We start from the raw sequence: 26,456 nt of genomic DNA on the forward strand, positions 1-26,456 counted from the left end.
CAATCTATAATTGATTGATATTGAAATTAAAACTGAAATCATGCCAATTGCATCTTAGTTAAGATATGGCTAAATACTAAATAAAATAGGTACTAAAATAGCTATATAGTAATGTGACGCCAAACGGGTATAAATATTTATACCCGCTTCGCTGTATTGCTGTTGTATTCAATATACTATAGAAAAAGAAAGTTGCGTTATTCTATCAGCTTTTACAAAGCTATTAACAGCCAGATACATGACATCCGCCAAAAAAGCCGTTAGACTAGCCACTAAATTTAAATTGACGGTTATGAGCGAAAAGGAAGATCTATGCCTGCTATCAAAACATTCGGGTTTGCCAGCTTAGTTGCCCCTTTATTTATACTAGGCTGTGCTAGTAATAGTAGCATCGCTTCCTACTCTCAGCCCAATCTAACATCCAACGTAAACACTCAGGAGACCACCATGAGCAACATGCCAGTAGTAGAGCTAGACACTTCAATGGGTAACATCACCATCGAGCTTAACGAAGAAAAAGCACCAAAAACGGTAGAGAACTTCTTAAACTATGTCAAATCGGGTCATTATGAAGGCACGATCTTCCATCGTATTATTGATGGTTTTATGATTCAAGGCGGCGGTATGGATGCCGAGATGAATGAGAAAGGTACTAATACGCCGATCGAAAACGAAGCAGATAACGGCCTAAAAAATGAGAAAGGCACTATCGCTATGGCGCGTACCCAAGACCCGCATTCAGCGACTAGCCAATTCTTTATTAACGTCAAAGACAACGACTTCTTAAACCACACGGGCAAAAACATGCAAGGTTGGGGTTATACTGTTTTTGGTAAAGTCACCAGCGGTATGGACGTCATCGAAGAGATGCGCAGCGTACCAACTGGCCGCTTTGGTATGCACGCTGATGTGCCAAAGACTCCTGTGGTTATTAATTCAGCCAAAATTGTTTCTGAGTAATCTATGTAAATAGCTGCTCAGTCAGCAGTGGCTCAATAAACACTAAAGACTATGATAAGCTATTTGTAGCTACACCTAAGCATGTCGCTCACAGGTAGCTTATCAAGATTTAAATAATGCTAAATAAGGTTACGATAGATGCAAAGTTTTGAGTATCTAATGACCACGCGCCCTCACGAAGTGCGGCAAATACTAATTAGCGATTTGCATTTATCGCTCGATGAGCCTGCCCTTGTGCAGGCTTTTTTGGCGCTATTGGATGATTGTCTGGCGCTGCCGAGCCTTAAGCGCTTATTTATCTTGGGCGACTGGTTTGAGGTTTGGCTTGGCGATGATTTTTATTTATCACTTGATGACGAGGCACGCGCAGCGCATTTGCTGACACCGATGATCACTAAATTAAAACAGCTGCGAGTACAAGGCTGTGAGATTTTGGTCATGCATGGTAATCGTGATTTTTTATTAGATCGAAGTTTTTTGAATTTGTTTGGTGGCGAGCTGATTGCTGAGCCTTACCCTATCACAGTCGGTCAGCAGGATTTTCGCTTAGAGCACGGTGACGCTTTATGTAGTGACGATAAAAAGTATCAAATCTTTCGCAAAGTGATGCGCCATCGTCTAATGAAGTGGTATTTATTGAATAAATCGTTAGAGAAGCGTCAAGCTATCGCTGACAATATCCGCGCAAAAAGTCAGCAAAATAATAGCAAAAAAGCCGCTTATATTATGGATGTTAATGAGCATTCAGTGAATAAAGCCATCTATCATTTTGACGCGTTGCTGCATGGCCACACCCATCGTCCGGATACTCATTGTAGTAATGAGGGCAAAACGCGTTACGTGTTAGGTGATTGGCGCATTATTGATAAAGACACGCGTAAGCCAAAGGTTAGCGCGGTGATTGGGGTTATTACAGCAGAGCCATTAGACGGTAATTTGAATAATGACCCTTTAGACCACAGCAGTGCCGAGTTTGATTTGTTTGAGTTTCGGTATTTGGTCAGGTGATTGTGGAGTATATCTTACAATACCTTGCAAAGTAGATGTGTCGTAGGCTGTGGCTTTAGCCCAGCATTGAGCTAAACTTTTAGAGCTAAAGTTTGCTTGTGATGTAGGGTGCGCCCCGCGCACCATTTAAAAATTAAATTCTTGAATTAAGTGAATGATTTGAAAATGTGAGCATTTCTATAGATAAGCGCCTTCGATCTAATATTTCATGTTCATGCGTTGGTGCGCGAGGCGCACCCTACCGATAACTCATGTTTCAATTCAAACAAAAGGCGTATCACGCCTTCGCTAACCCACCCTACTATCCTTTTAAAATTTGTATTAATCTTAATCCATCAATTTAAAGAAATGCTGACGATAATGCTTTAATTCGCGGATAGAATCGCGAATATCGTCTAAAGCTAAATGACTACCGCCCTTTTCAAAGTTCTTGAGAATATCGGGACGCCAGCGAAAGCACAGCTCTTTGATTGAGGAGACATCTAAGTTACGATAATGAAAAAAACGCTCCAGCTCTGGCATTTGCCGTGCCAAAAAGCGTCTGTCCTGACAGATGGAGTTACCGCACATCGGCGACTTGCCGCTATCGACCCACTTATTCAAAAACTTAATGGTTTCCGCCTCCGCCTCTGCCAAAGTCACTTTACTACGGCGCACCCGATCGACCAGTCCTGATTGACCATGCTGTTTGGTATTCCAGTCATCCATCTGATTGAGTCTTTGATCGGAGATTTTAATGGCAAACACTGGCCCTTCAGCCAAGACATTCAAATCCTCATCAGTGACTACGGTGGCAATCTCGATAATCTCGTCATTGAGCGTATCGAGTCCGGTCATCTCAAGATCTATCCATACCAACCCTTTTTTGCCTTGATTTTTAATCTTGATTTTATTGGGGTGGTCGTCAATACTCATAACTTTTCCTAATAGGGTTAGATAATTATTTATTGAGAGCGTCTGCTTTTTGCTAAGCTTAAAGGTAAGCTTAGAGGTGAGTTTGTAGCGATAATAAGTTACAAAATCACTGTCTAGCAGCAGCGCTTAAGGCTGTATGTTAGCAAATTTTCGCGCTACACTTAGCAATATTTTCCAAAGTTGCTAAAACAGCATAGGCATATTCCATGGCATTGATTCGACAACGCAAGCTCACCAAACAACAGATTCGCCGTATAGACAAGCAGCAGCTGTCTAATCAGGATAATAGTGATGATAGTTTGATGGATGGCGTGGTCATGGCGCATTATGGCAAGCAGCTAGAAGTACAAGTAACTAGCCTGCCCGCCGATATTCCTGTGCAGCCTGAGATTGCTCCTGACGATCCTGAGCCTTTTTGGCAGGAATTAGCGCTTGGTGATATTTGGCGCTGTCATGTACGTACTAATTTGCCGATGCTGGCGGCGGGCGATCAAGTGCGCTGGATCGCCGATCCTAATACTGGCTTTGGCCGTATCGAATCGGTAAAACCTCGCACCTCATTAGTTTCGCGTCCCGATCGCTATCATAAGCTCAAACCAGTGGCGGCTAATGTCGATATTTTAGCGATTGTCTTTGCGCCGCTACCGGCTGCTGCGCCCTCCTTGATTGATCGCTATTTGGTGGTTTGTCATCATGCTGGCGTCAAACCTTTATTAGTGCTCAATAAGGCGGACTTGTTAGCCAAGGAGGACGACGCTGATACCAAAGAGCTACTCAAGCAATACGCGGCTTTAGGCTATGAGAGCGTACTAACCTCGGTCGATTGTCCGGAGAATATCGCCGATAGCGACGAGCAAATAGGCCTTGGCGAGCTAAAAGACTACATCGATAATAAACTAGTTATTTTTGCCGGTCAGTCCGGCGTCGGTAAGAGTAGCCTGATTAATGCGCTACTGCCAGAGTCAGCGCAAAGCGTCAATATCATCTCTGAGAACTCGCAGCTCGGTCAACACACCACGACGACCAGTCGACTATTACCCTTTAACCCCGACGATCTAAGCGCAGGCGGTATCGTTGATACTCCTGGTATTAGGGAGTACGGTATTTGGCATCTGACCCCTGAGGATATTATCTCAGGCTTTATAGAGCTTGCACCGCTTGCTGGCTACTGTCAGTTCCGTGATTGCCGCCATACTCATAACTCCAAAGGCTGCGCGTTATGGCAAGCGGTAGCCGATGGTGAGGTATTACAGCGCCGCGTGGAGAATTTGGTGACTTTAAGAGAAGAGGCCGATACTAGACCTTATTGATATTTAAAATATCGGGCCTTATTGAGATCTACTCCATACATTCGCTTTTATCGACCGTTTACTAAACACAGCCTTGTCGGTATAATAGCGCCTGGTTCGATAAGGTTAGACTGTATTCGCAGTTTGCTAGAACCCTAATTTTTGGAGGTCTGTTTTGGATCGTGCGTTTGAGTTTGTGGGTAATCACCCGTTCTTATTTGGTATCTTAGCAGTGCTGGCAGTACTGTTTTTTGCTATTGAAAATAAACGTAGTGGCAGAAAAATATCACCTAATACCCTTGGGATGATGGTCAATTCCCAAAACGCGCAATTGATCGATATTCGTGCCAAAAAGAAATTTGAGACGGGCTACATTCAGGGCAGCCGTAACATCCCATTTACTGAGCTTAAAGATCGCTTGGACGAGATTCGCGCTATCGAGCATCCCGTGATTATTATTTGTGATATGGGAGTACAAGCGGGGGCCGCTATCCAGATGATCGGTAAAGATGATGTGTATCGCCTAGAAGGTGGTGTCGGCGGTTGGCAAGGTGCTGGCATGCCATTAGTAGGATTAAAAGATACTCAAGCCAAAAAAGCTAAGCCTAAATTAAGTAAATAGCCTATTAACTGTTAGCTTAATAAGCTGTTAGCTTAATGATCATGAACTAACAACTTAATAAAAACCACTAACTAAAATCTTAAGACATCATACCGCTATGATGTCTTTTTTTGTGGTTGGTTTTATGGCTATAGTCAGTTCGAAATAAAAGAGATACGCTAATATTGTGAACTTTTATTACATTTGCAGCGATAAGCTTGAATTTATAGCCCTTAGCCCCACTTTATAAATGAAGATAATTAAAGCTAGCGTTGTTATTAACTCATTGGCAGCTAGCAGCATGACTATTTATAATGCTTAGCTACCATGACATTTAGCACTATCATTTATTATCACTCATTTATTATAATTAAGGAGCTATTATGAGCGTCCCTGTCAAAGTTTATACCACACCGATTTGCCCTTACTGCACTAACGCCAAAAAACTACTACAATCCAAAGGCGTTGATTATGAAGAGATTGGTATGCACGACATCAGCAGTGATGAGCGCCGTGCTTTGATGCAAAAAACCAATAACTATCGCACTGTGCCGCAGATTTTTATCGGTGATACTTTCATTGGTGGTTTTGATGAGCTCAATCAGTACAATCAGCAAGGCAAGCTTGACAAGCTTTTAGCTGGCTAAACTGTTATATTTACACCCTTGCTTTACTATTTAACTTAATTTTGAGGAAATACCATGGCTGAAGAACAAGCACAACCACAATTGGCGTTAGAACGTATTTATGTCAAAGATATGTCACTTGAAGTCCCAGGCGCTGAGGTTTTTACCAAAGAGTGGAACCCAGAGCTTGATATCAATTTATCAAGCAATGCTGAAAAGCTCGATGATGATCATTATCAAGTCACTTTGACCGTTAGCGTCAATGCCAAAAACGCAGAAGCCCCTGCCTTTATCGCTGAGGTGCACCAAGCTGGTATTTTCTTATTAAAAGATATTCCAGAAGATCAAATTGGTCAAATCTTAGGCGCTTATTGTCCTAACGTCTTGTTCCCTTATGCGCGTGAAGTGATCAGCGACATCGTTACTCGTGGTAGCTTCCCGCAGTTGCTATTAGCGCCAGTCAACTTTGATCAAGCTTACGCACAAAGCCAGCAGCAAAACCAAGTTGATGCTGAGGGTAAAGCGTAAGTCTTAAAGTAAAAACTGCTTATTAAGATAAAAATGAGTTAGAAATAAGTGAGTTATAAAGGCCGTCTTTCTTTATAGTTAGACGGCTTTTTTAGTATAAAAAAAACCTTAACTCATTAAGTTAAGGTTTAATATGGCAGCGCTTTAGCTCAATAAAAGTAGCTGAGAGCTGCCTAAAAACTATCTAAAAATTACTCGCCTTTTAAAGCTGCTAAAATCTGCTCTTTGACTTTATCAATGGCTTGGGTACCATCAAACTTATCATAGGCGGGAGCATCGGCGTCTTGTTTGGCTTTATCTTGATAAAAACCAACCAACGCTGAGGTTTGCTGATGATAAGTGGCTAGGCGCTCACGAATGGTTTCTTCTTTATCATCAGGGCGCTGAATAAGTGGCTCGCCTGTAACGTCATCGATGCCTTCAACCTTTGGCGGATTATGATCGATGTGATAAGTACGACCCGAGTCTGCGTGTTGGCGACGACCCGATAAGCGTTTGACAATTTCGTCATCCGGTACGCTGATCTCAATCACATGATTGATAGCAACGTCTGCCTCAGCAAGGGCTTGAGCTTGTGGAATAGTACGCGGAAAACCGTCTAGGATACAGCCATTAGCACAATCAGGCTTGGCGATACGCTCTTTGACTAGGTTAATGATTAGATCATCTGAAACAAGGCCGCCTGCATTCATCACGCCTTGTGCTTGTTTGCCAAGCTCGGTGCCTTCTTTGATGGCGGCACGTAACATATCACCGGTGGAGATTTGCGGGATATCGTACTCTTTAGAGATAAACTGGGCTTGGGTACCTTTACCAGCGCCAGGTGGACCTAGCAAAATAATACGCATCATAAGACGTTTCTCCTAAATAGATGGATTTTTAAGGTTGTAGAAAAATTACAAAACATAGGGATTGGTGAATTGCAAGCCATACCTTACCTTGTGAATTTATAAAGCTCAAGTTATTTTGCCTTATATTGCAAAAGTTGCGATGACTTAACTGTTCATACAAAACAATGACGTGTCAAAGAGTACACTTCGACACGCCTATTATCTAAGGCTTGAGCTATTAGTTAAGACTTAACACGACAAATCTAACTTAAGGTACTTGCTGATTAATCTCAACGTTAACCTGATTTTGATCACTACTGATGACTACCGGGTTACCCGATAAGTCTCCTGATTCGGCGACTGCGTTACCGCTATGACTAATACGCGCAACGACGGCTAGCTGCGTCTTGGCAGCGCGGGCTGAAGCCAAAGTACGCTCAGGCATCATAGCATCCAAATCACTCAAGCTAATGCTAGCTTCTCCTTGCTTGATAATAGAGATAGGCAAACGCTTAGCGGCGAACGGTGGCCCACCTTTAACGTCACGTATCGCGACAAAAAGGACATCATCAGCTTTGACCAGCGGCAATAAGCTTGAATTGATAGTCACAGTGACATCGATACCCAATGACGCTTGTGCTTTTTGGGCATTTACATTGGCACTTAGCTCATCGAGACTTGCCAGCGCTTGGCTATGATCGCCAGGCTTGGCTGCGATATTACTACGCAGGCGGCTAATCCAAGCTTGAGCTTGATCAAAGTTACTGCTACGCGCCTCGCCCATCGCCATTAGCATCTGCGCGCCTTCATGCTGTGGGTTTTTGGCAAGCACATCTTGCAATACTCTACGGCTATTGGCATCAAGCTGACCTTCATTGGCAAAGAAACTAATCTGTGCGTAAGTGGTCGCAATCTCTTCATTATCAGGCGACAAACGATAAGCACGAGATAGCGCCTCTAGCGCTGAGGGCGTGGCCTCTAACGATAAAAACAGCTCTGATAAGCGCATCCAACGATTGGGGTCATCGGCATGACGATAGACGTTAGTTTGCATCGCGCTAATCAGCTGACGACCATCTTCAACCGCCCATGCAGGTGGCTGATCAAGCTTACCGGTCAATAAGTCATCAGCCACTTGACCAACTTTATCCTCAGCTACCCACAGCTCAAACACTGGCGTACGATTACCGATCAGTAGATACGCCATAGCCGCTAATATAGGCACCCAAACCATCACGATCAGCCGACTCTTGATACTAGGGGCAACCATTGGGGTCACTTCGCGCTGCGCATCTAACAGCTGACGTTCAAGCTCCAGCTTTTGGTTTTGATAGTGGCTGTCATCAATAACAGCACTGTCATTATCTGCTTTTAGCTCCGCCAAACGTTCACGAAACACCGCCACGTTGATATCTAATAGCTGGTTATCGGCGGAGTTTGACTCACTACGCGCAGCGCGTAACCAAGGCATAATAGCGATAATGGCCAAGGCTAGCGCTACCAATAAGCTTAGGGCAATAAATAAGCCGGTAGTAGAAAATAGGGTCATTTTTTGTCCTCTGGGCTGGAGATATCATGATCGGTGCTATCAGTACTATCAGCGCTATCGGTCCTGGCATCAGTACTAGCATTGGTATTATTATTGGTACTAGTATTGGTACTAACATTGGTACTAGCACGCGATAATAAACGATCTAATTCCGCTTGTTCGGTAGCTGTCAAAGCGGCTACGGTGCTATCGCTTTTTATCCCGCTACCGCCGCGAGCGATAGCCTGACGCCGTTTGCTTTGCCAAAACCAGCCGCCGATCAGAGCAATCAATAGTAACGGCGGGAAGAACCATAAAATCCAAGTTGAAGGACGTACAGGCGGCTTATAGCTGATAAAATCGCCATAGCGCTCTTGCATATAGACCCGAATCTCGCCATCACTACGACCGTCTTTGACTAAGTCATAAGTCTTTTGTTTTAAGTCTTGCGCAATAGGTGCATCTGAGCCTGCCAAGTTTTGGTTTTGGCATTTTGGGCAACGCAGCTCCTCAATCAGACCGCGATACTGAGCCTCTTGTTGCGGCGAGTCAAAATCATAGACATCAATAGCAGCGTAGCTCGATAGACTAAAAAAACAAGCTAGCATTACGGCAGCTATTTTTGATAAAACGCTTTTAACAGAAGTAGATTGCATAATCATTGACACACCTCCGCAACTTGATTGGCATCTGGTACGGTATTAGCATCATTGGCCTCATTAAGTACCTGCAAACAAGGGCTGATACGCGCCTGCCAATTGGCTTCATTAATCTCGCCAATGATATGCTGACGAATGACGCCATCACCATCTACTATAAAGGTCTCAGGCGCGCCAGTTAGACCTAGATCTAAAGCAAATTGACCAGACAAGTCTTGAATGGACATTAAGAAGGGATCGCCGCCGCGGTTTAAGTAGCTTAGCGCGTTACCGATCTCATCTTTATAATTGACACCGACGAGAGTGACGCCGCGCTGCTCAAGCTCCATCAAAAAAGGATGCTCAACGATACAAGTCGGACACCAAGAGCCCCAGATGTTCATCAAAAAAGGCTGATCGGGAAAATTATCATTGGTCATTATCCGGCTAGTATCTGACAATAGTGGCAGCTCAAAACTAGGCACAGGGCGCTCAAGCGCGGTATTAGTGACAATAGTAGTTGAGTCACCCAGACGCATATAAAGCATCACCACTAGCCCAAAAAAGACAATAAGCGGAATTAAAAACCATATTTTCATCTGTTTTTTATTCATCTTATCTCTCCCCTGATGTTGCTGATAGTGTCACCGACGGCTCTGCCATATCAACGCTATTATCTGTATCCATAACATCGGACACAAAAGGCGACGATTTGACCTTTTTGATACGGTAACGTCTATCTAGCATACTGATAAGGCCGCCTAAAGCCATAATAATAGCGCCAAGCCAAATCCAGCGAATCAAAGGCTTGACATAGATACGCACTGCCCACTCATTACTGCCTTCGGCAATAGGCTCACCAAGCGCGACATAAAGATCGCGCATCAAGCTTGCGTCAATAGCAGCCTCAGTGGTTGGCATAGTGCTGATGACATAAGTGCGTTTCTCTGGCGTAAGGCTCGCCACTTCGCGGCCATTTTTAGTGACGATAACCTGCGCTTGAGTCGCGTCAAAGTTACTGGCTTTTATCTCGCGAAAATCAGTTACAGTAAAGTCGTAACCTTGCACATTGACGGTATCGCCTTTACTCATCGCCACATCACGCTCAATGCTTAAGCTTGAAGTGAATGCGACCCCAATAACCGCGATTAATACCCCGATATGAGCCACTTGCTGGCCCCAATAACTGAGGCGCAATTGGCTTAATCCTTTGAATGAATTAGGCGCGTTTTTGGTTTTATCTCTAAAATCAACAACCATCCACAGTAGCACCCAAAAGCTCACCGCCAAAGTCACGCCGATATTGAGCATACTAGAAGGGCTCACAAAGTAGCTAATGATTGCCGCTAATACTAAGCTGCTCATGGCAATGACCATCCCTACGCCCAATAATGGCCGGCTGTCTTTTTTCCAGCGGATATTGGAGCCCATGCCCATAGCTAGCAATAACAGCCATGTTAGAGGCACAAACAATGCATTGAAATAAGGAGGGCCTACCGATACTTGACCTAAACCAAAAGCGTCAGCAATAATCGGATATAGCGTACCTAAAAGTACCACTAAGGTTGAGATTAGAATAATGACGTTATTGATAACCAAAAAGGACTCACGCGATATCAGCTGATATTGGCTCTCGACCGTCAAGCGCCAACCACGCACCGCAAACATCAATAGTCCGCCACCGATGATAATACCCAAAATAACCAAAATAACTAGGCCGCGCGTAGGGTCCGCGGCGAACGAATGCACTGAGGTAATGACCCCAGAGCGCACTAAGAAAGTGCCTAATAAGCTTAAGGCAAAAGCAAAGATAGCGAGCATAATAGTCCATGCCTTGAATACTCCGCGCTTTTCTGTCACCGCCAGCGAATGCAGTAGCGCCAGACCTACTAGCCAAGGCATTAGCGAAGCGTTTTCTACCGGATCCCAAAACCACCAACCGCCCCAGCCAAGCTCGTAATAAGCCCACCAAGAGCCAAGCGCGATACCGATAGTCAAAAAGCCCCAAGCCGCCAGTGCCCAAGGACGCGACCAGCGAGTCCAGACCGCATCCAAGCGCCCCTCCCATAATGCTGCCATACAAAAAGCAAAAGGCACCACCATACCGACATAACCCATATAGAGCATAGGCGGATGGATAATCAAGCCAAAGTCCTGTAGCACCGGGTTAAGATCAGCGCCATCAACGGGCAAATTAGGTAAAGTACGCTCAAACGGCGATGAGGTAAAGATTAGCATCGCCAGCATCATCAACTGCACACCTGCCAATATTACCAATACCCGCGCGCGCATAGACAGCGGTAGACCGCGGCTAAAGTAGGAGACTAAAGCGCACCAAGTGGCCATAATCGTCATCCACAATAGCAAAGATCCTTCATGCCCGCCCCAGGTCGCTGATAATTTGTAATACCAAGGCAGCAAAGTATTGGAGTGCTGAGCGACGTAGGTTAAGCTAAAATCATTATAATAAAAGCCTGCCATCAGCGCGCCAAACGACACTATCATCGCAGCAAACTGTGCCCAAGCTAGACTTGGAGCCAAGCGCTGCCAAGCGACTTGATGACGCATAACACCAATAGTTGGTAATACCACCTGCAATATTGCCAATACAAAAGCGGCAAGCAAGGCAAAATAACCCAATTCTGTGATCAACATACGGTCAAACCTTGTGTATTTTAGGGCGAGCTTTCAGTGAGCAATTTAGCTAAATTTGGCTCATTGTCATTGAAGCTCTGCCTAATACCATCATCGTTTACGTTGGTGCAGCGAGCATAAAACCTGTCTATACAGCTGCAGCGATTACTATTCGTTTTATTTTTTGCTCTAAGTTACGGTTATTGTAGCTTTAAAATTAACTAACCTACTAACCTACTGCGGGAAAGAACACTAATACCAAATGCAGCCAACCGGCCAAAAACCCTGTCAGGCCGCCAAGGATAATTAGCGTCATCTCATCTTCTCGAAACGCAGGACGTAATAAATTCTGAAACTCGTGCGGGGTCAAGGCGCGAATACGATCGCGAAATAGCCCAAATATCTTGCTAGCGCGGCTCTCATTAAGCTCAGGATCGCGTATCGGCACCATCGTTGCGGTAATAGACTTATCGATAATGGTGTTTTTGAGCTTACCAAACTCGCGGCGACCCAAACTCACTCGTAAGGAAGTTCTGACCACTGGCGTATCTAATATCTGATATAAGTGCGATTTCATCAATAAGCGTGTATCCTCAGCGCGCGCGCCATACATCATCTCATTCATGATGTTCTCAAGTGTCACCAAATCATTGACTACAATCTCGGCAAACACCTCAGAAACCTCCTCTTGGCGTTTCATAAAACCGCCTTGAAAGCGAAACTGTGCGATATGCGGTAGCTGCGGTATCAAGAAAGGAAAGCGGCTGCTACGTCTAAAAAACTTTATATAAGGGATAAAGCGCGGCTCTACCGGATTAAACACCATCCAAATAGCAATCCAATTGGTCAAAAAGCCCCAAATGGCGGCAAAAAAAGGTACCGTCCAATGCTGCGGTACTACCAAAAAGATAAACATCTGAATCAGGCCAAACACCAAACCGATCAAGGCACTGATATGCCAAATAAAATCGATCTCTTTTTGACCGACTTTCAAAAACATATTGACCATCAAGCGCCGATCATTCTCCATGGTATTGACGATCATCTGCCGCATATCAACCAACTCTTCGATATTGTTGGTCAAATCCAATACTAGCGACTGCATAATCTCTGGCAGCGCTATATGCGCCTGATTATAGATACGGCGCTTAATCGCATAAGGAATATTACCCCACAGCGTCTCTGAGCGCTCAAGCATAATCTCATCAATCAGCGCCTCTAGATTTTCATCCACCCTTTCAGTGATAAAAACCGCCATCTGCTCAGGCTCCATCGCCTTAAAAAACTCATCAAGCGAGCCAAGCTTTGAGAGCGTCTGATCCACAATAACGCCCGATATCTTGCCCGCTTTACGCGGTACAATACCCTGCCAGCCAATCCCCGGTAAACCAAAGAAGGGAAAGTTGGGAATGCGAATACCCCAAAACTTGATGGGATAAAACAGCATTTTTAGTGCCATCCAGACGTGTACCCAAGTGACAAAAGCGGTCACTGGCGGAATAGTCAGCATAGCAATAAATTCTGGATGCTCAGCGAGCGCCTGCCATATTGATGTTACGTCCATGACTCTGCATGTCCCTCAAATAAAGGTTATCGTCAATCTATCGGCTTATCATAAGATGAGTACTGTGGCTGCTATGAAAATGAGAGGCTTGCTGCTATTGACTTCCTCCCTGCCCTAAAAGGACGGGGATTCCTACTAAAGACGGCCAAGCCCGACCGCGAGAATGTTTTTTGCTCCATTAACATCTCTGTTATGGGCCGTTTGACAAGAACGACAAAACCATTCTCTTATACCAAGACCTTCTCTACCTTTCGGACTGTCTTGACGGCAGCCGCAACACGAGCAGGTTTGGGTGGTGTACGCTTCATTCACTTCGATATAGTGACAACCTGCATACTTGCATTTGTAATCCAGTTGTCGCTTAATCTCAAACCAACTCGCGTCATAGATGGATTTGGCCAGTTTGGATGAAGTGAACGATTTTGAGTTTATCTTTCCAACAACGATTAGGCTGTTGGCTTTAACAAGCCTTGATGTAAATTTATGGATTAAATCTTGGCGGGTATTTTTAATCCTGGCATGAATGGCACGAACCCGCTTTTTATTCTTAGCTCTTTGAGCAATGGCCAGTTTTTCAGCGTATTGATGAGTAACTTTGGTTTGTAGCTTGTCGCCATCACTACTGACTGCAGCATCCTTACAGCCTAAATCAATACCGACTTGGCCGTCACCGCACTTAATCTTTGGAAACTCTTTAACCGTCACACAGGCATACCAGTGGCCACGATTGTCTTGTACCAACTCACAAGTATTAATGCTGTACAGGGAGAGGTTATAGCTGTCCCACAAATCAATGATTAGCTTTTGGCTGTTAGCCAGACTAAATTGCAGAGTGGTCTTTAGAGATTTTTTACCACTCTGTCTGGTGCTGATATGCTTAATGGCCGTTTTTTTAAAGGGAATCCAGCCTAAACTTCTACGCTTGGCTTTTGGATGATTGGTTCGCCAGTTCAGTTTGGCTTTTTTAAACTGTTTGCGAGATTTAGCGTGAACCTCACTAATAGCTTGCAAAGTTTGACTGTGCAGATTTAGGTAGTCACCCGCACCTTTGGTGTAAGCGGCCAAGTCGTAAGCTGAAAAGAATTTGCCTGTGCGCTTGAGATGTTTGAAACTAAGCTCATTAACGTAATTCCAAACAAAATTAACCGCCCCAGCTAAGATATTTAGCTGAACGCTGTGTTTGTCTTTAATGCGTAGTTTGAGCGTTTTCATAGGGTAATTATGATCTTAAGGCGATTGGTTATCAAGGTATTCGCAATATTGGGTGACAAGGGTTGACGCCTGATATCCATGCCCTAGAAGGACGTGGTTTTACAGCGCTAGATGATAAACCCTATCCATAAAGCCGCCTGATTTTAACATACTTGCCACTTTTTAGCACCCAAATAGGCAAGGCAAGTTATGACCGTAAGCGACACTTTTGATAAAGCTTACGGGCGAAACTATACCGCCGCACTCTCTACACCTAAGCTAGGTGCATCTGTTATAATTTGTGGTCAGCTAATGATTTTTTATCGGGGTAGTGGAATAAATTAATGACAGCTATGTGATTGAAGTTGCTGAAATTATCGCCATTATGCTGTATATTTGCCGCCACTTTCATAGTTGACGCTGCTGTGTCCTCTTTTTTGCTTTTTTAGTTATTGGTACTGACTCTACATGAATAAACAAATCACTCCTGGCACCGAACAGATCAACCGCGTTTTTATGCGCCGCGTCATTATCCTTGGGGTACTGATCTTTTTGGGGTTAGGAGGTCTGATAGCGCGTTACGGGTTTTTACAGGTTTATGCGCATGATAGATACCGTACGCAGGCTGACAATAACCGTATCAAACTGATATCTGCGCCGCCGAGTCGCGGCTATATCTATGATCGTAACGGTATTTTATTGGCGGACAATCAGCCGGTATTTACGGCGATGATCAGCGCTGATGCGATAGAAGATCCGGAGCGGGTACTGAACTTACTCGCGCCTATTTTTGATTTATCAGATGACGATATCAAAGATATTTTGGCGCGCTTAGCCAAAAGTAAAAATGATCCGGTGACCGTCAAGATTGATTTGACCGAAACTCAACTGGCGCAGTTTAGCGAGCGTAAGCCTTTTTTCCCAGGGGTGACCATTGAGAGTAAGCTTACGCGCTCTTATCCTTATGATGAGTTATTTGCGCATGTGATTGGTTATGTGGGCCGCATTAATGATAAAGAAACCAAGCGTATCGATAAGGATCGTTATGCTGGTACGGATTTGATTGGTAAAATTGGTATTGAGGATCATTACGAGGACATCTTATTAGGTCAGCCCGGTTATCAGTCGGTGGAGACCGATGCTCATGGCAATATCATTCGCCAGTTAGAAACCAAGCCCCCTGTCGCTGGTAACGACATTACTTTGAGTCTAGATTATGGTCTACAAACCGTCGCGCAGCAGCAGCTAGATGGTCGCCGCGGCGCTATTGTGGCGATAGATCCGATGACGGGCGATGTACTCGCTTTTGTTAGTAATCCAAGCTATGACCCCAATCCTTTTATCTCTGGTATCTCTTTTAAAGACTATGGCGCGCTACGGGATGATCTTGATCAGCCGCTTTATAATCGGGCGCTACAGGGAATGTACCCGCCCGGCTCGACTATTAAGCCTTTTGAGGGTTTAGGCGGTATTCACTATGGTCTACGCGACTGGAATACTACTATTTATGATCCTGGCTATTTTAGCTTACCTGGCGACTCGCATCGTTTTCGTGACTGGAAAAAAGGCGGTCATGGTACTGTTGATCTCAAAAAATCGGTGGTGATGTCGGTTGATACTTATTATTACAAATTGGCTTATGAGATGGGTATCCAGCGCTTGCATGACTGGATGGTGAAGTTTGGTTTTGGTGAGCCGACCGGTATAGATCTGCCGAATGAAAAAGCGGGTATTATGCCCTCGCCCCAATGGAAAAAAGAGACTTATGATAAAGGCTGGCTACCGGGCGAGACTATCTCGGTCAGTATCGGTCAAGGCTACTTTTTAGCGACGCCACTACAGATTGCTAATGCTACCGCTATGACCGCTAATCAGGGCAATCATATTACCCCGCATCTCCTCAAAAGTAGCGAAGGAGCCGCTGCCGTCAAGGTCATCACCAAGCCGGATGGCAAGATTGACTATAATGGTAAGCCATCCGACTGGCTGCGCATGCATGATGCGATGGAAAACGTGGTCAAAGCGGGTACTGGCCGCGGTATCTATACCGATCGCTATCGTATCGCTGGCAAAACTGGTACCGCGCAGGTCAAATCTATCGCTCAGGGTAAGAGCTATAATAAAGCTGCTCTTGATAAGCGCCACTGGGATCACGCTTGGTTCAATGGTTTTGCGCCGGTTGAAAACCCAGAGATTGCCTTGGCAGTACTGGTCGAAAATGGCGGCGGTGGTAGCGCCGTAGCTGCGCCTATTGGTCGTGCATTATTTGACTACTGGATATTGCAGCGTAAAGAGGATCCTATTTTGCCGCCAACGCCGGATCAGCTCAAAATTATTAAGCATCATAAAGCGCTTGAAAAAGCACGGCTTGACGCTATTCGTGATGCTCAAGCTAAAGAAGAGGAAGCCGCATTGGCCTTAAAAGAACAGCAAGCAGCAGAAGCTTCATCAGCGGCAAATACTGCTAGCCCTGCGACCTAGACTTTTGCTATAGCCATTCAAAACCACCATTTGATAAACCATAAATTATGAAAAAAACCTCGCCCGTATCATCGAATAAAAAAACTAAGCTTAAAGCCGCTCACACAAAAAAGGCTAAAGCAAACACTGCCGGTCAAGTACGTATTATCGGCGGTCAGCTCAAACGGCGTAATGTCCGCTTTATCGATGGCGAAGGTCTGCGTCCGACTCCTGATCGCTTACGTGAGACGCTATTTAATTGGTTGCTTGCCGATATTCATGGCGCGCGGGTATTAGACAGCTGCGCCGGTAGCGGCGTATTAGGCTTTGAAGCTTTATCACGCGGCGCGGCGCACTGCACTTTTATCGAAGCCAATCCGGCGCAAGTAAAGACTCTAGTCCAAAACGCTGAGCAGCTACGCCTTGATACAGACAGCTTCGTTATAATAGCCGGTAAAGCACAAAAAGTACTGACGCAAAATCACAACTATGGTCAAGCGTTCGATATTGTCTTTATCGATCCGCCCTATGCAGATGATCTGTGGCAGCCTATTTTGCGCTCTCTTATCAATCAAGCGTTAATCAGCACACAAACGCTGATTTATTTAGAAGCGGATAAAGACTTGAGCACGCAATTAGCGGCATTAGCCAAAAGCTTAGACGATGCAAGTAACCACAGCGAGCTAGCAACACTAACGGACTTTATTTGTCTAAAACAAAGTAAAGTTGGTCAAGTTGTTGCTGGACTTTATCGTCTATCATCGTCATAATTGCCTAGTTAATGAAAGCCGTTAACAAAATTTACAAATGTTTAGAACCGCTAAAAACTGGCCGACGCTGCAGTTTAATGTATATAAGGCGAAAATAAACCCCAATGCAGCTTGCAAGCGTAGGCGCTACTGCTTATAATGTGCAGTCTGTTTTTTGAGAGCCCCGTTCCCAGCTAAACTCTCAACGAATTCTAATTTTAAGGTTTTATCATGAAAACACTTAGTGCAAAACCAGCTGAAGTGACCCATGACTGGTATGTCGTCGATGCTGACGGCAAGACCCTTGGTCGCTTAGCCACCCAAATCGCTACTCGCTTACGTGGCAAGCACAAAACGTCTTATACTCCGCACGTTGACACTGGTGACTTCATTGTCGTCATCAATGCCGAAAAAATCGCGGTAACGGGCAAAAAAGCACAAGATAAAAAGTACTATCGCCACAGTGGTTACCCAGGTGGTATTAAAGAAACCAACTTCACCAAGCTGATTGCACATAAGCCTGAAGATGTTCTACACAAAGCAGTTAAGGGTATGCTTCCAAAGGGCCCTCTTGGCTATGCGATGATCAAGAAGCTAAAGCTCTATGCCGGTACTGAGCATCCACATGAAGCCCAGCAACCTAAAGAACTAGACATCTAAGGATAATTTTATGGAACGCAATTACGGAACTGGTCGCCGCAAGACGTCTACTGCTCGTGTCTTTTTAGCCAAAGGTACTGGTAGCATCGTTGTCAACGGTAAGCCACTTGATGAATACTTCAGCCGTGAAACTTCACGCATGGTCGTTCGTCAGCCATTAGAGCTACTTGAAACTCCTAACTCGTACGACCTTTACATCACAGTAAAAGGCGGCGGTATTAGTGGTCAAGCAGGCGCAATTCGCCACGGTATCACTCGTGCGCTAGTTGAGCTTGACGAAACCAACAAGCCTGCGCTAAAAGCTGCTGGTTTTGTGACTCGTGACTCACGTCAAGTTGAGCGTAAGAAAGTTGGCCTACGTAAAGCACGTAAGCGCCCACAATTCTCAAAACGTTAATCAAAGCTATCGCTTGTTGGCTGGCTACTACGCTATCTCTCATTAGATAATATTGGTCAGATAGTATTAATAGTAGTCACTCATACAAGCCTAGATTTGCAAAACCTTATAAGTGGTTCGCCATTTATAAGGTTTTTTTTGGTTAAAAATAGGGCTAAAAACTCACTTGCAAAGTAATCGGCTCTGCCCCATCATAATAACACCTTTTATTACAGCATCCTTATTATGAAAGCGCCTGAACAATACGACCCTAGCAAAGCAAAAAATCAAGCCAAAAACAAAACCAATCTGCAAGCGCAAAATACTCTCTCTAGCAAGCCTACAAAGTCGCCTGCTATACCTGCTGGTACGCCATCGATTCGCGCGACGCAAAAGAAAACCGCGCAAGCTGACAAAAAGCCTTTTCAGTGGCAGTTTTTATTACCCAAATATTGGGGTATTTGGCTAGTGTTAGCTCTTATACTACCGATGATTTATTTGCCGCTGCGTTATCAGTTTTGGTTGGGTCGTAAGCTAGGTATCCTGATCTATCAAGTAGCAGGCTCGCGCCGCCGTGATACGCTGATTAACCTAAAACTGGCTTTTCCAGAAAAGCCGGAGGTTGAGCGCGAGCTGATGGCCAAGCAAGTGTTTGTCAATCAAGGTATTGGGGTGTTTGAGACGCTATGCGCTTGGTTTCGTCCCAATATCTTTACCCGTACGGTTTCGATATCCGGGTTACAGCATCTAATCAACGCACAAAATGAAGGGCGCGCGGTCATCTTACTAGGCGCTCATTATACTATGCTTGATTTGGGCGGCCTGTTCTGTACTCAGTTCTTTGCCACCGACTGTATGTATCGCCCGCAAAACAATGAGCTGCTAGATTGGTTTATTTATAACGGACGTACCCACTTATTTGGTAAGCAAATCTCCAGCCGTGATATGCGCAGCTTAGTCACTTCTATAAAAGCAGGTCACGTCATCTGGTACTCCCCCGATCAAGACTATGGCCTTAAGCAAGGGGTCATGGCGCCTTTTTTTGGTGTGCCAGCAGCGACGATTATCGCGCCTAGACGTATTGCTAAGATGGGCAGTAAGCAGCATCCGCCAGCGGTTATGGCGCTACATACTTATCGGCAAACCCCTGACAATCTGCCGCGCGGCAAACGTCCGCATTATCATGTGACCATTACCCCAAAGCTTGATAATTATCCTAGCAGTGACGAGGTCGCAGATGCTACGCGCGTTAATGAGCTGTTAGAAGGGCTTATTCGTATTGACCCAACTCAGTGGATGTGGTTTCATCGGCGCTTCAAAAATAGCCCTGACGGACGCAGCGATATTTATAAATAGCACATTATTGCCAAAAGCCATTTATACATTTGCTATACTATGGCGCTAATATATCGGCGACTCGCCCTATGCTTAACTGACCACTAATAACGATTTACTCTTATAAATAATGGACTTTTCATGACCAATAATAACAACACTGAAGCCAATAGCTCGCAAGTCAAACGTATTTTGACCGGTATCAAGCCTACCGGTATTCCGCACTTAGGCAATTATGTCGGCGCTATTCGCCCCGCTATTGAATCTATTCAAAACAGCGATGATGAAGCGTTCTTTTTTTTAGCCGACTATCACGGGATTATCGGCTGCTATGATCCTGCTATCATTCACGAGTCAACCAAAGCCATCGCTGCTACTTGGATCGCTTGTGGCCTAGACCCTGAGCGTGTCACTTTTTATCGTCAGTCCGATGTGCCTGAGATCACCGAGCTGGCTTGGATACTCAATTGTTCCTGCGCAAAGGGGCTGATGAACCGTGCCCACGCTTATAAAGCCGCTGTCGATATCAATAACGAAAAATCCGACGTCGATGTTGATCAAGGGATCACTATGGGGCTATTTGGCTACCCGGTGCTGATGGCAGCTGATATCTTAATGTTCAACGCCACGCATGTGCCCGTGGGCCGTGATCAGGTGCAGCATATCGAGATGGCGCGTGATATTGCCGGTACCTTTAATCATCGCTATAAGCCGCTGTTTACGCTACCTAATGCAGTAGTTAATGACGATATCCCACTGCTGACTGGCCTTGATGGCCGCAAAATGAGTAAAAGCTATAACAACACTATTCCGCTGTTTGGCGATGGTAATCCACAAGTCAGTAGTGAAAAGCAAATGCATAAAGCCATTATGAAGATCGTTACTAACTCACAGCTACCCGATGAGCCAAAAGACGCTGATGACTCTGCTATTTTTGAGATCTATAAAGCCTTTGCTACTCCTGCTGAGATTGCCGCTATGCGCGAGCAATTCGCGACCGGTATTGGTTGGGGCGATGCCAAGCAAGCGCTGTTTGAGAAAATCAATAATGAGATTGCCCCTTTCCGTGCTCGTTATGAAGAGCTGATGGCCAATCCAAAAGAGCTTGAAGAAATCTTACAAATGGGCGCGCAAAAGGCTCGTCGTCATAGCCGCAAGCAGCTGGATAAAACCCGCCGCGCTATCGGTATCCGCCCGCTTGCTAAGCTTAAGTAATTAGACAAATTTTTGTTAATAAAGACTAATTTTACACTTATATTGGTTGACCCTTAACTTAATGCAAACTATTTGTAGGCTATAATTTTAGATGGTTGAGCGCGGGGTCTATTACTATTAATACTGATATTGAAGCTAGCATCAAAAACGACATCACCTTACGTATTTATCAAACGCCAATCGCCAACTTGCCGGATGATTTGTATGTGCCGCCTGGGGCGTTTGCGATTTGGCTTGAGCAGTTCGCCGGTCCCTTAGATTTTCTGTTATATTTGGTGAAAAAAAATAACGTTGATCTGACGCAAATGGCCATCTTGCCGATTACCGAGCAGTATTTGGCTTATATCAAGGAGCTTGATACAGCGCATTTTGAGCTGGCCGGCGACTATCTATTGATGGCTTCGACCTTGATAGCTATTAAGACTGAGCTATTACTACCCAAACCACAAACCCCTACCGATGAGCGCGATCCCAAAGCTGAGCTAATAGAGCGCTTAGAAGCCTACGCGCAGATTAAGGAGGCAAGTCGGCGCTTAGATGCGCTGGTTCGTCTTGAGCGCGATGTATTCTTAGCGATGGCAAGCCTGCCTAATACTGAGGTGATGCAAGCGCAGCTGCCGAGCTACTCACCAACGTTACTGGTAGATAGTCTGTTTAAGATGCAATTGCAGCCTGATTATCAGATGCATAATATCAAAGTCGATGCGGTGCCACTAGAAGATCGTATCGCTAGTATCAGTCGCCAATTAAGCGGTGCTAATGCGCTAGCCTTTTATCAATTATTAGACAAGTCTCAAGGTAAAATCGGCGTGGTGGTGAGCTTTGTGGCGGTATTGGAGCTGATGAAACGTCAGTTAGTAGGAGTGGTTGAAGGTGATAACAATGAAGATAAGGATCAGTTGCAATTACAATGGTTAGTGTGAATGGCAGACTTGATTCATTGGTAGGGTGCGCTCCGCGCACCTGAAAGCCGTAAAAACGAAGCACTGCTTCGTTAGGCTGGCAAGGAAAATCCTTTAGATAGGATTTTTGGAATATAAAAGCGATATTTTAAAAATAAATGAATATAAAATTATACTTATGAAGAGAAGAATTTTTAATTTATTTTTTAATATTTATGTCTTGGTGCTATAAAATGGCGGGTTACGGGTTACGCTGCGCTAACCACACCCTACATCTCGATAACTCCTATAAAAAAGAGCAATCCCTAATGGCAAATGATAATCCTAATAATGCCGCAGACAACATTCAAATAAATAGCTTACAAATAGAAGTACTGCTACATGCTGCAGAAGCGCCACTGACCGATAAGGCGCTATGCAAGCACTTGTCATTATCTACTAAAGATTTAGAGCTTGCTTTAGTGGACTTAAAACAGCGCCTACTATCTACTGCGTTAAGGCTACAGCGCACCGCTAGCGGCTACCGCTTGCAAATAGCGGATGACTATAGCGCGCTCATTCAGCGTGTATTTCCACAGCGTCAGCAGCGTCTTAGCCAAGCATTACTAGAGACGTTAAGCGTGATCGCCTATAAGCAGCCGGTTACGCGTAGCGATATTGAGTACGTGCGCGGAGTGACGCTATCGAGTAATATTCTAAGACAATTATTTGATAAAGGCTGGATCATGGAGAATGGCTATAAAGACACGCTTGGGCGCCCGGCACTCTTGCATACCACGCCGCAGTTCTTAGATGCGTTTGGGCTAAGCAGTCTAGACGAACTGCCACCGATGCCGGATTTGGCGGCGATTGGGGCTAATAGTTAATACTTTGACAAAAAAATAGGACCTGTCGAATAATCAACAAATCCTATTTAAATTATAAATAACCCGTATCAATAAGTCGCCAGCTCAATCCCTAACCCGACACCGACATCGGTTGATTGAATATCTGAATCTACTGCCCATACTCTACCCGTTATTTTAGTCAATGGCTGTAGCTGATGCTCCCAAGCCACGTCAATAGCGGTGAGCTTATCAGTCGCCGGATAAGCTTGGTTAATGGATTCATCCGCCTGATTAACCTTGGCGTGTTGCAGCTTGGTATGAATAAAGTTTCGCTCATCCAGCCATAAACGACCGCCAAGCGCCACACTCTCAGCATCACCGCCAAGCGCATAGCCTAATGGATAGCCTTGCTGATAGTAGCCATCGGTATAAGTACCATGATCATAAGAGATGCCTTTGACCTCACCACTACTACGCGTATCGGTATATTCGGCATAAAGCTGATAAGGCTTGCCCTGTAAACTAGAAGCATAATCGACGCCGGCTAGATACATATTTTTCGCCGGCAATCCGCCTGCTTCATCTTCACCGATATATTGCGCGTAGACGCTGGCCGGTACGTTAATCAAGGAAGCTAGCTGCACCTTGGCATCAAATCCGCCTAACTGATTGGCCGGATCGCCGCCATCACGACCGCCATTATCCTTGGTGCCTTTGATAGCATCAATAAAAGAGCTAAAGTCCTGTGGACGACCGTCACCGCCCCACATAAAGCTACGCGATGCACCGACCTCTAACCAAGGCATAGGACTGGCGGTCAAACGCGCGCCAAATAGCTTAGCATCTGGCACTGCCGTATAATCATCCAATTGACCGGCAAATAGCTGATACTGCCAAGGTCCAACCCAATTTAAGTATTTATACTCAGGCGCGCTCTGCTGATCACGCTGCATGGTAAAACCTGTCACTGGCAAGCTTGCATCGCCTCGAATAAGGCTACCATCATGACCAGGTCCCCACCACGTTGGAATTTTACCTGCAATCAACCACTGATTGGCTGCGGTCCCAGCAAGATACGAGCCTTCAAAGCTAACGTCTGAGCTGTCATCGATAAGTTTGTCATTTTTTAGATTGGCTTGTAGATTAAACTCCCACTCTGCTTCGCTAAGCGACACCCCAACGCTTGCTTGTTGACCCGCCAGCTTATCATCAGCAAATTTTTGTGGTAGCTTATCTCTATCGGTTTGTATATGCAGGGCGGCCGTCCCTTTTACCACAGAATTGCGGTTTTGAGCCAGGCGTGTTTGTACCGACTGCAGAATTTGCTGCTGCGCACGTGTCTGAGCATTAGCCGTATTTAAAGCGCGCTTGATTTCATTAGCAGTTAGCGGCCACGTGCTGGTGCTAATCTGTGCGACCCCTTGAGTATTCAGCCAGTCAAGATCTGCCTTCAGCTTGAGATCGTTCATATACAGGTTTTGTGCAGATGCTAGCATCGACACTGATGATAAGACACCAAAACCCAATAAAATACTTAGCTTCTTGTACATGATCAAATACTCTTTGGTTAAAAGGGGTTTATTATAAAGGCTATCACTCAAACAGTAATATGGATTAACGTAATTAAAATAACGTCACTAAATTCAGTCTAACCCCACAAATTATAAATTATTGGTCATCAATCTTAGTGAATACGCTATCAATCGCCTGTACGGTTTGCTTAATCTCGTCTTCTGTCAACGTTGGATGCACGAGAAACATCAAGCTGGTTTCGCCAAGCTGCTTGGCGACTGGCAGTCTACTTTCAGGACGTAAACCTGTATTATCAAATGCTTTTTCCAGATAAACTTCCGAAGCGGAGCCTGAAAAACAAGGAACTCCTAATTTATTAATTTCTTCAATAATACGATCTCGTGACCAGCCTTCAGGAAGGTTATCTGACTGCACATAAACGTAGAGCTTATAATAGGCGTGGGTCGAATCTGCAAACTCTGATGATTCTTCTAGTCTTGGTACAGAAAGATACCCTTTGCCTTCCCATTTAGCACAGGCATCTAAGATAGCTTGAGCATTCGCTGTACGTTTGGCGGTCCAATCAGGCATTCTCGTTAATTGGATTCGGCCAAGCACCGCTTGCATTTCAGTCATGCGCCAATTGGTACCAAAGCTTTCATGAAGCCAGCGGTAACCTGGTGGATGCTCTGTCTCATAGACCGCCGCATAGCTTTTACCATGGTCTTTATATGCCCACATTTTTCGCCATAATTGCTCATCATTAGTCGTGACCATACCGCCTTCACCGCCTGTGGTCATAATCTTATCTTGGCAAAAGCTCCACGCCCCGATATGACCGATACTACCAACGCTACGGCCTTTGTAGGTTGCGCCATGCGCCTGAGCACAGTCCTCTATCACATATAGATTATGCTGTTCTGCCAACGCCATGATGCCATCCATATCACAAGGCCAACCTGCCAAGTGCACACAAACGATAGCTTTGGTTTTAGCCGTCAGTACTGCGGCGATTGACTCAGGCGTGATATTACCAGTTGCCTCATCGACATCAGCAAAAACAGGGATTGCTCCCGCATTGACGACTGATGAGATACTTGCAATAAAGGTACGCGGCGTGACGATGACTTCATCGCCTGCGCCGATATCTAACGCTTGTAAGGCAACGTCTAATGCCAACGTACCATTACCCATCGCAATGGCATACTTGCTATCAGCCCATTTAGCGAACTCCGTCTCAAACTGACGACACTCTTGCCCTGTCCAGTAATTTACCTTGTTGGATAATAATACTTGACTGACGGCATCCGCTTCTTCTTGAGTAAAGCCTGGCCAAGGTGAAAATGGGGTGTTTAACATAGTTGCCTCGATGGTGCTTATTTATAATTGACGATTAATCACTGACGATTAATCACTTATAACAAAATATTTGATTCTGATTTTTTATTTATACTTTTTATTTATTGAGGGGTCTTGCAGGATTACCAACCACGACAGCTCCCGCTGGCACGTCTTTGGTAACAACTGCTCCCATTCCTACAATGGCACCTTTACCAATAATTAATGGCTTATCAGGTGTGCCTTGTTTGATGACTGCCCCTGTGCCGATATAGGCATGGTCATGGATATGAATATTGCCATTGCAGCTAACGCGCGGGGCAAAGGTGACATAGTCGCCAATCACGCAATCGTGAGCGATATAACTATAAATATTGGCTTGAAATTGCTTACCAATTTTTATGTTAGACGTTAATTGGGTAAAGTGACACAGTACAGAGCCCTCTCCAATTTCAACATTATCTAGTACAATTGAGTTGGAAGCCTTTAAAGATAAAATCGATACACTGTCTTTGCGACACTTAGCTACTAATACTTCACGTATTTTACTATCTGCAATAGCTAAGACTACCGCCTTATCTGCATTGGGTAATGCTAAATACTCTGTATAAGTATAAATTTTATAATTATTTAATTTATTATCTTGCGAGCCATCGTCGACAAAACAAAGTTGCGCATCTCTATATTGTTCACGAACTAAAGGCAATAATTCTTTACCAAAACCACTAGCGCCATATATACCGATTAACTGCTGCATTTTGACTTCCTTG

Annotated in this window: 24 protein-coding genes and 1 pseudogene; 14 read left to right on the forward strand and 11 right to left on the reverse strand. The window is 44.8% G+C overall.

What is annotated here, in order from left to right; translation table 11 throughout:
* Window positions 1–447: 447 nt before the first annotated feature.
* Both M0N77_RS07720 and M0N77_RS07725 read left to right on the forward strand, forming a co-directional pair.
* Entirely contained in the window at window positions 448–960 is a 513-nt protein-coding gene (locus M0N77_RS07720) for a peptidylprolyl isomerase (protein ID WP_353105597.1), read from the forward strand.
* 138 nt (window positions 961–1,098) lie between these two features.
* Entirely contained in the window at window positions 1,099–1,968 is an 870-nt protein-coding gene (locus M0N77_RS07725) for a UDP-2,3-diacylglucosamine diphosphatase (protein ID WP_353104646.1), read from the forward strand.
* A gap of 327 nt (window positions 1,969–2,295) precedes the next feature.
* Here M0N77_RS07725 and orn read toward each other — a convergent pair whose 3' ends face one another.
* Window positions 2,296–2,883, reverse strand: coding sequence for an oligoribonuclease (gene orn, locus M0N77_RS07730; protein WP_353104647.1), 588 nt, complete (start codon window positions 2,881–2,883; stop codon window positions 2,296–2,298).
* 206 nt (window positions 2,884–3,089) lie between these two features.
* On the opposite strand from orn, the gene rsgA reads away from it, so the two are divergent.
* From rsgA to secB, 4 genes are all read left to right on the forward strand, one after another.
* Window positions 3,090–4,193, forward strand: coding sequence for a ribosome small subunit-dependent GTPase A (gene rsgA / locus M0N77_RS07735; RefSeq protein ID WP_353104648.1), 1,104 nt, complete (start codon window positions 3,090–3,092; stop codon window positions 4,191–4,193).
* A gap of 154 nt (window positions 4,194–4,347) precedes the next feature.
* Complete coding sequence (locus M0N77_RS07740) at window positions 4,348–4,794, forward strand: rhodanese-like domain-containing protein (RefSeq protein WP_353104649.1); 447 nt, start codon at window positions 4,348–4,350, stop codon at window positions 4,792–4,794.
* Window positions 4,795–5,156: 362 nt separating this feature from the next.
* Window positions 5,157–5,420, forward strand: a complete 264-nt coding sequence (gene grxC / locus M0N77_RS07745; RefSeq protein ID WP_353104650.1) for a glutaredoxin 3 — start codon at window positions 5,157–5,159, stop codon at window positions 5,418–5,420.
* Window positions 5,421–5,474: 54 nt separating this feature from the next.
* Entirely contained in the window at window positions 5,475–5,927 is a 453-nt protein-coding gene (gene secB, locus M0N77_RS07750; protein ID WP_353104651.1) for a protein-export chaperone SecB, read from the forward strand.
* Window positions 5,928–6,118: 191 nt separating this feature from the next.
* Here the strand turns inward: secB and adk are convergent, their stop codons facing one another.
* From adk to M0N77_RS07785, 7 genes and pseudogenes are all read right to left on the reverse strand, one after another.
* Window positions 6,119–6,775, reverse strand: a complete 657-nt coding sequence (gene adk, locus M0N77_RS07755; protein ID WP_353105598.1) for an adenylate kinase — start codon at window positions 6,773–6,775, stop codon at window positions 6,119–6,121.
* 250 nt (window positions 6,776–7,025) lie between these two features.
* A complete protein-coding gene (gene ccmI / locus M0N77_RS07760) occupies window positions 7,026–8,306 on the reverse strand; it encodes a c-type cytochrome biogenesis protein CcmI (RefSeq protein WP_353104652.1) in 1,281 nt (426 codons plus the stop codon).
* Window positions 8,303–8,893: a cytochrome c-type biogenesis protein gene (locus M0N77_RS07765; protein WP_353105599.1), complete on the reverse strand. Its 591-nt coding sequence runs from the start codon at window positions 8,891–8,893 to the stop codon at window positions 8,303–8,305. Before M0N77_RS07765 ends, ccmI begins: the two co-directional genes overlap by 4 nt.
* Window positions 8,894–8,943: 50 nt before the next feature.
* On the reverse strand, window positions 8,944–9,537 hold the full coding sequence (locus M0N77_RS07770; RefSeq protein WP_353104653.1) for a DsbE family thiol:disulfide interchange protein: 594 nt from the start codon (window positions 9,535–9,537) through the stop codon (window positions 8,944–8,946).
* Window position 9,538: 1 nt separating this feature from the next.
* Complete coding sequence (locus tag M0N77_RS07775; protein ID WP_353104654.1) at window positions 9,539–11,578, reverse strand: heme lyase CcmF/NrfE family subunit; 2,040 nt, start codon at window positions 11,576–11,578, stop codon at window positions 9,539–9,541.
* A 208-nt stretch (window positions 11,579–11,786) separates the two neighbouring features.
* On the reverse strand, window positions 11,787–13,121 hold the full coding sequence (locus M0N77_RS07780) for a hypothetical protein (RefSeq protein WP_353104655.1): 1,335 nt from the start codon (window positions 13,119–13,121) through the stop codon (window positions 11,787–11,789).
* Window positions 13,122–13,215: 94 nt separating this feature from the next.
* A pseudogene (locus M0N77_RS07785) lies at window positions 13,216–14,333 on the reverse strand (RNA-guided endonuclease InsQ/TnpB family protein).
* 447 nt (window positions 14,334–14,780) lie between these two features.
* On the opposite strand from M0N77_RS07785, the gene mrdA reads away from it, so the two are divergent.
* The 8 genes from mrdA to scpB all read left to right on the forward strand — a co-directional run bounded on the left by mrdA (window position 14,781) and on the right by scpB (window position 22,875).
* A complete protein-coding gene (gene mrdA, locus M0N77_RS07790; RefSeq protein ID WP_353104657.1) occupies window positions 14,781–16,793 on the forward strand; it encodes a penicillin-binding protein 2 in 2,013 nt (670 codons plus the stop codon).
* 47 nt (window positions 16,794–16,840) lie between these two features.
* Window positions 16,841–17,542: a 16S rRNA (guanine(966)-N(2))-methyltransferase RsmD gene (gene rsmD / locus M0N77_RS07795; RefSeq protein ID WP_353104658.1), complete on the forward strand. Its 702-nt coding sequence runs from the start codon at window positions 16,841–16,843 to the stop codon at window positions 17,540–17,542.
* Window positions 17,543–17,752: 210 nt separating this feature from the next.
* The gene (rplM, locus tag M0N77_RS07800; RefSeq protein WP_353104659.1) at window positions 17,753–18,181 is read left to right on the forward strand and encodes a 50S ribosomal protein L13; all 429 of its coding nucleotides are present in this window, start codon (window positions 17,753–17,755) and stop codon (window positions 18,179–18,181) included.
* 10 nt (window positions 18,182–18,191) lie between these two features.
* Entirely contained in the window at window positions 18,192–18,578 is a 387-nt protein-coding gene (gene rpsI, locus M0N77_RS07805; protein WP_353104660.1) for a 30S ribosomal protein S9, read from the forward strand.
* A 225-nt stretch (window positions 18,579–18,803) separates the two neighbouring features.
* The gene (locus M0N77_RS07810; RefSeq protein ID WP_353104661.1) at window positions 18,804–19,913 is read left to right on the forward strand and encodes a lipid A biosynthesis acyltransferase; all 1,110 of its coding nucleotides are present in this window, start codon (window positions 18,804–18,806) and stop codon (window positions 19,911–19,913) included.
* Between the two features lie 120 nt (window positions 19,914–20,033).
* On the forward strand, window positions 20,034–21,107 hold the full coding sequence (locus M0N77_RS07815; protein WP_353104662.1) for a tryptophan--tRNA ligase: 1,074 nt from the start codon (window positions 20,034–20,036) through the stop codon (window positions 21,105–21,107).
* A 110-nt stretch (window positions 21,108–21,217) separates the two neighbouring features.
* Complete coding sequence (locus tag M0N77_RS07820; protein WP_353105600.1) at window positions 21,218–22,030, forward strand: segregation/condensation protein A; 813 nt, start codon at window positions 21,218–21,220, stop codon at window positions 22,028–22,030.
* A gap of 287 nt (window positions 22,031–22,317) precedes the next feature.
* Complete coding sequence (gene scpB, locus M0N77_RS07825; protein ID WP_353104663.1) at window positions 22,318–22,875, forward strand: SMC-Scp complex subunit ScpB; 558 nt, start codon at window positions 22,318–22,320, stop codon at window positions 22,873–22,875.
* Between the two features lie 68 nt (window positions 22,876–22,943).
* Here the strand turns inward: scpB and M0N77_RS07830 are convergent, their stop codons facing one another.
* The 3 genes from M0N77_RS07830 to M0N77_RS07840 all read right to left on the reverse strand — a co-directional run bounded on the left by M0N77_RS07830 (window position 22,944) and on the right by M0N77_RS07840 (window position 26,443).
* The gene (locus tag M0N77_RS07830) at window positions 22,944–24,392 is read right to left on the reverse strand and encodes a capsule assembly Wzi family protein (protein ID WP_371834192.1); all 1,449 of its coding nucleotides are present in this window, start codon (window positions 24,390–24,392) and stop codon (window positions 22,944–22,946) included.
* A 112-nt stretch (window positions 24,393–24,504) separates the two neighbouring features.
* Complete coding sequence (locus tag M0N77_RS07835; RefSeq protein WP_353104665.1) at window positions 24,505–25,707, reverse strand: DegT/DnrJ/EryC1/StrS aminotransferase family protein; 1,203 nt, start codon at window positions 25,705–25,707, stop codon at window positions 24,505–24,507.
* A gap of 97 nt (window positions 25,708–25,804) precedes the next feature.
* Window positions 25,805–26,443: an acetyltransferase gene (locus tag M0N77_RS07840; protein ID WP_353104666.1), complete on the reverse strand. Its 639-nt coding sequence runs from the start codon at window positions 26,441–26,443 to the stop codon at window positions 25,805–25,807.
* Window positions 26,444–26,456 lie beyond the last annotated feature (13 nt).

The sequence above is a fragment of the Psychrobacter sp. AH5 genome, from assembly GCF_040371085.1.
Lineage (GTDB): Bacteria > Pseudomonadota > Gammaproteobacteria > Pseudomonadales > Moraxellaceae > Psychrobacter.

Coding starts and splice junctions, on each gene's coding strand:
- M0N77_RS07720 (WP_353105597.1), top strand. CDS start 448: ATGAGCAACATGCCAGTAGTAGAGCTAGACACTTCAATGGGTAACATC.
- M0N77_RS07725 (WP_353104646.1), top strand. CDS start 1,099: ATGCAAAGTTTTGAGTATCTAATGACCACGCGCCCTCACGAAGTGCGG.
- orn (WP_353104647.1), bottom strand. CDS start 2,883: ATGAGTATTGACGACCACCCCAATAAAATCAAGATTAAAAATCAAGGC.
- rsgA (WP_353104648.1), top strand. CDS start 3,090: ATGGCATTGATTCGACAACGCAAGCTCACCAAACAACAGATTCGCCGT.
- grxC (WP_353104650.1), top strand. CDS start 5,157: ATGAGCGTCCCTGTCAAAGTTTATACCACACCGATTTGCCCTTACTGC.
- secB (WP_353104651.1), top strand. CDS start 5,475: ATGGCTGAAGAACAAGCACAACCACAATTGGCGTTAGAACGTATTTAT.
- adk (WP_353105598.1), bottom strand. CDS start 6,775: ATGCGTATTATTTTGCTAGGTCCACCTGGCGCTGGTAAAGGTACCCAA.
- ccmI (WP_353104652.1), bottom strand. CDS start 8,306: ATGACCCTATTTTCTACTACCGGCTTATTTATTGCCCTAAGCTTATTG.
- M0N77_RS07765 (WP_353105599.1), bottom strand. CDS start 8,893: ATGCTAGCTTGTTTTTTTAGTCTATCGAGCTACGCTGCTATTGATGTC.
- M0N77_RS07770 (WP_353104653.1), bottom strand. CDS start 9,537: ATGAATAAAAAACAGATGAAAATATGGTTTTTAATTCCGCTTATTGTC.
- M0N77_RS07775 (WP_353104654.1), bottom strand. CDS start 11,578: ATGTTGATCACAGAATTGGGTTATTTTGCCTTGCTTGCCGCTTTTGTA.
- M0N77_RS07780 (WP_353104655.1), bottom strand. CDS start 13,121: ATGGACGTAACATCAATATGGCAGGCGCTCGCTGAGCATCCAGAATTT.
- mrdA (WP_353104657.1), top strand. CDS start 14,781: ATGAATAAACAAATCACTCCTGGCACCGAACAGATCAACCGCGTTTTT.
- rsmD (WP_353104658.1), top strand. CDS start 16,841: ATGAAAAAAACCTCGCCCGTATCATCGAATAAAAAAACTAAGCTTAAA.
- rplM (WP_353104659.1), top strand. CDS start 17,753: ATGAAAACACTTAGTGCAAAACCAGCTGAAGTGACCCATGACTGGTAT.
- rpsI (WP_353104660.1), top strand. CDS start 18,192: ATGGAACGCAATTACGGAACTGGTCGCCGCAAGACGTCTACTGCTCGT.
- M0N77_RS07810 (WP_353104661.1), top strand. CDS start 18,804: ATGAAAGCGCCTGAACAATACGACCCTAGCAAAGCAAAAAATCAAGCC.
- M0N77_RS07815 (WP_353104662.1), top strand. CDS start 20,034: ATGACCAATAATAACAACACTGAAGCCAATAGCTCGCAAGTCAAACGT.
- scpB (WP_353104663.1), top strand. CDS start 22,318: ATGGCAAATGATAATCCTAATAATGCCGCAGACAACATTCAAATAAAT.
- M0N77_RS07835 (WP_353104665.1), bottom strand. CDS start 25,707: ATGTTAAACACCCCATTTTCACCTTGGCCAGGCTTTACTCAAGAAGAA.
- M0N77_RS07840 (WP_353104666.1), bottom strand. CDS start 26,443: ATGCAGCAGTTAATCGGTATATATGGCGCTAGTGGTTTTGGTAAAGAA.